This window comes from uncultured Methanobrevibacter sp., assembly GCF_937906425.1.
Taxonomy (GTDB): Archaea; Methanobacteriota; Methanobacteria; order Methanobacteriales; family Methanobacteriaceae; genus Methanobrevibacter.
Window position 1 is genome coordinate 1 of sequence record NZ_CALCYR010000309.1, and the last position, 3,521, is coordinate 3,521.

The window sequence follows — 3,521 nt, forward strand, 5'->3', positions numbered from 1 at the left end:
TTGTTTGAATTTCATATCCTCATAAATTTTGGATAGTGGCTTAAAGAAGATATTTTCTTGATTATGACAATAAAACTTTATGGTTTTTTAAAATTTCTTATAATATTTACTATAATTAGAATTAAATTCTTATTTAATAGTAATCTTTTTAAATTAGAAACAATAAATTATTATTATGGAATTTAAGAACTTTAAATTATTTGAATAAATTATATTTTCTTATTTTTTAATTATACTATAAAACATGAACATTAATTAAATTAAACCTTTATTAAAGATTATATAATTGAGTTCATTTAAATTAAGGGATTTTTAATTAAAAACACAAACACGTGATATAATGGCATTAATTTTAATTAGAGGCGAAACAAATTCAAAGATATTAAATGCAATAGCGGATGTAGAAAGACATGCAAATTTAAATTTAGCGACCAAACCAAAGAAAATAGATGCAAAATATGCAGATAAGATTGTTGAAAACATTTTAAAAACTCCTTTAAGAACTAAATCAAAGGTAGCAACTGCTTTTCGTGTAAAAGAGGATACTGGCATAGCTATTGTTCAAATTAAAAAAATCCATCCTCCTGCACATATAATAGTTGTTAGCAATGATTATGATGATTATCATGAATTAAACAGAACTATTAAATCTGCTAAGGTCTTTAGAGGATATTATTCAAATAAGAAAAAAGGAACTCAAATGAAGGATTATAAGCTTAGTAAAAAAGAAACAAATGATATGGTAAATAGTTATATGTAATCTTTTGTGACTATTTTTATTTTCCTTTTAATTTTTTATTTTTATAATTTTTTATTTTCTTTATAATCTTTTATTTTCTTTATAATCTTTTATTTTCTTTTTTTACTTATTTTTAAGATTAAAAACTTTTTTTAAAGATTTTTTATTATTTTTTACTTTTTAACTTTTTTTTAAAGATTTTTTTCTATTTTTTACATTTTAACTAATCTAATGGATTTTTTATTTTTCTAATTTTTGCTAAAATTAAAAAGTATATATAATTCAAATTCAATATATAGTTACATGAATTGTGAAATTTGTGGTAGTGAAATAAAAGGAAGACCCTTAAGAACAAAAATTGATGGTTCAGTTTTAGAAGTTTGTCCTGAATGCGCTAAATTTGGAAGGGTGCAAAAGGATACCCCTCACGAAAGAAGGTTTATTTCTAAAGCTCAAAAGAACAAACAGCAGAATAAGGCTAAACCTAGACAAAACACTCCAAAACCTCAGAGAAATAGAAGGGATGATCCTGTAGATGAAATTGTTGAGGATTATAATCTTGTTGTAAGAAAGGCTCGTGAGGCTAAGGGATGGACTAGGGAAGAATTAGGTGCTAAACTTTATGAAAAGGTTTCTGTAATTAATAGAATAGAATCTGGAAAGATGGAGCCTGATTTGAAATTAGCTAAAAAATTGGAAAAAACTTTAAACATTACATTAATTGAAAAGATAGATGATTTTGATTTGGAATCATATAAGAGTTCTTCCTTTGAGCCAAATACTTTGGGAAGTATTGTAAAGATTAAAAGGAAATAATTTTTAATTTTTATTATTCTATTCTATCTAATTTTTTAAGTTTGCTTTTCTATTTTTTTATTTTTCCTTTAATTGGGCTTGATTTTTATTATTCTGCTTTCTAATTTTTTAATAAATTTATTTTTTTATTTTTCCTTTAATTGAATCTTAATTTTTCTTATTTTAATTTTTCAAATAATTGAAAATTTAATTTTTTGACTAATTTTTTTATTTTTTTCAAAACTATTTTGTAAAATTTTATTTATTTTTAAGAATTTTTAAGCTAATTTTTATAGAAAATACTCTCTTATTTATTTTACTTACAATTATTAAGAAAAACTATATATATAACTATAGATATATTATTCTATATTCTACGAATTTATTTGATTATCTTATGGATGATTTTTAAAATGGTGTAAATAAAACTTTTATATTGTTTTAATTCTTGTTTGTAAATAATCGATATCTTTAAATATTAGTTGTAAATATATAATTGTTGTAAAAAGTAAAAAATAATTATTGGATTAATAATTATTTAAAATAAATGTTTAAAATTGTTTTTCTAATTTAATTCATTTATTATATTTAATTGTAATAATTCTAAAAATTCAAGGAGGAATTATATGGAAGATTCTCCAAATGAAATTCAAAATGAAGTTCAAAACGTAAATGATTCTGTTCCAATAGAAGAATTGGAAGATAAAAGTGTTGAAGAGCTTCAAAAAGAACTAGAGTTACTTAAAGCTGAAAATACAAAAACCAAACGTAACCTTATGTGGAAAGTTAGAAAACTTGAAAAAGATAAAATTCTGACTGAAAATGAAAAGATACGTTTGGAAAGAGAGTTAAAATCATTAAGAGGTGAAGTTGAAAGATTCAGATCACCTCCACTTGTAATTGCTACTATTACTGAAATATTAGATGATTCAAGAATGACTGTAAAAAGTAGTACTGGACCAAGTTTCCTTATTAACTATTCAAAATTCCTGGATGAAAAATTATTGACTCCAGGTTCAAGAGTTGCTTTAAATCAACAAACCTTTGGTGTTGTGGAAGTATTGCCTTCTGAAAAGGATGCAAATGTTTCAGGTATGGAAATTGAAGGCAAACCTGATGTTACCTATGACATGATTGGTGGTTTAGATGAACAAATCATTGAAGTTAAAGAAACTGTTGAATTACCTTTAAAACATCCTGAATTATTTAAAAAGGTTGGTATTGATCCTCCTAAGGGTATCCTATTGTATGGACCTCCTGGAACAGGTAAGACCTTGCTTGCAAAGGCAGTGGCTAATGAAACAAATGCTACTTTCATCAAGGTTGTCGCTTCTGAATTCGTTAAGAAATACATAGGAGAAGGGGCAAGAATGGTAAGGGAAGTCTTTGAGCTTGCTAAGGAAAAGGCACCAAGTATTATCTTCATTGATGAGCTTGATGCAGTTGCAGCACAAAGGCTTAAAAGTTCCACCAGTGGTGATAGGGAAGTTCAAAGAACCCTTATGCAATTGCTTGCTGAACTGGACGGTTTTGAAGCTCGTGGAGATATTGGTATTATTGGTGCAACCAACAGGCCTGATATCTTGGATCCGGCTTTGCTTAGACCTGGAAGATTTGACAGATTCATTGAAGTTCCAGCTCCAAATGAGGATGGAAGACGTGAAATCTTAAAGATTCACACTAAAAACATGTCCTTGGCTCCTGAAGTTAAGATTGATGACATTGTAGAACTTACCGAAGGAGTTTCAGGTGCAGACCTTAAGGCTATCTGTACTGAAGCAGGTATGTTTGCTATCCGTGAAGAACGTGATGAAATTGCATTGAATGACTTTATGGATGCTGTTAATAAAATCTTAGGTAAAAATAAAACCGGTCAATTGGATGACAACGGTGGAGTAATGTTCGGATAATTTCGAACTTACTTTCTTTATTTTTTTAGCTTTTTAGCTTTTTAGCTTTTTAGCTTTTTAGCTTTTTAGCTTTTTAG

At 26.7% G+C, this 3,521-nt stretch carries 3 protein-coding genes; all 3 read left to right on the forward strand.

The window, feature by feature from the left end:
* Positions 1-340: 340 nt before the first annotated feature.
* Entirely contained in the window at positions 341-760 is a 420-nt protein-coding gene (locus Q0138_RS09170) for a DUF356 domain-containing protein (protein ID WP_297983779.1), read from the forward strand.
* A 282-nt stretch (positions 761-1,042) separates the two neighbouring features.
* On the forward strand, positions 1,043-1,555 hold the full coding sequence (locus Q0138_RS09175) for a multiprotein bridging factor aMBF1 (protein ID WP_297983782.1): 513 nt from the start codon (positions 1,043-1,045) through the stop codon (positions 1,553-1,555).
* A gap of 605 nt (positions 1,556-2,160) precedes the next feature.
* On the forward strand, positions 2,161-3,444 hold the full coding sequence (locus tag Q0138_RS09180) for a proteasome-activating nucleotidase (protein WP_297983786.1): 1,284 nt from the start codon (positions 2,161-2,163) through the stop codon (positions 3,442-3,444).
* The last annotated feature ends 77 nt before the right edge of the window (positions 3,445-3,521 follow it).

What these genes read in the sequence shown, in the direction of transcription:
- Q0138_RS09170 (WP_297983779.1), top strand. Translation starts at nt 341, where the DNA reads ATGGCATTAATTTTAATTAGAGGCGAAACAAATTCAAAGATATTAAAT.
- Q0138_RS09175 (WP_297983782.1), top strand. Translation starts at nt 1,043, where the DNA reads ATGAATTGTGAAATTTGTGGTAGTGAAATAAAAGGAAGACCCTTAAGA.
- Q0138_RS09180 (WP_297983786.1), top strand. Translation starts at nt 2,161, where the DNA reads ATGGAAGATTCTCCAAATGAAATTCAAAATGAAGTTCAAAACGTAAAT.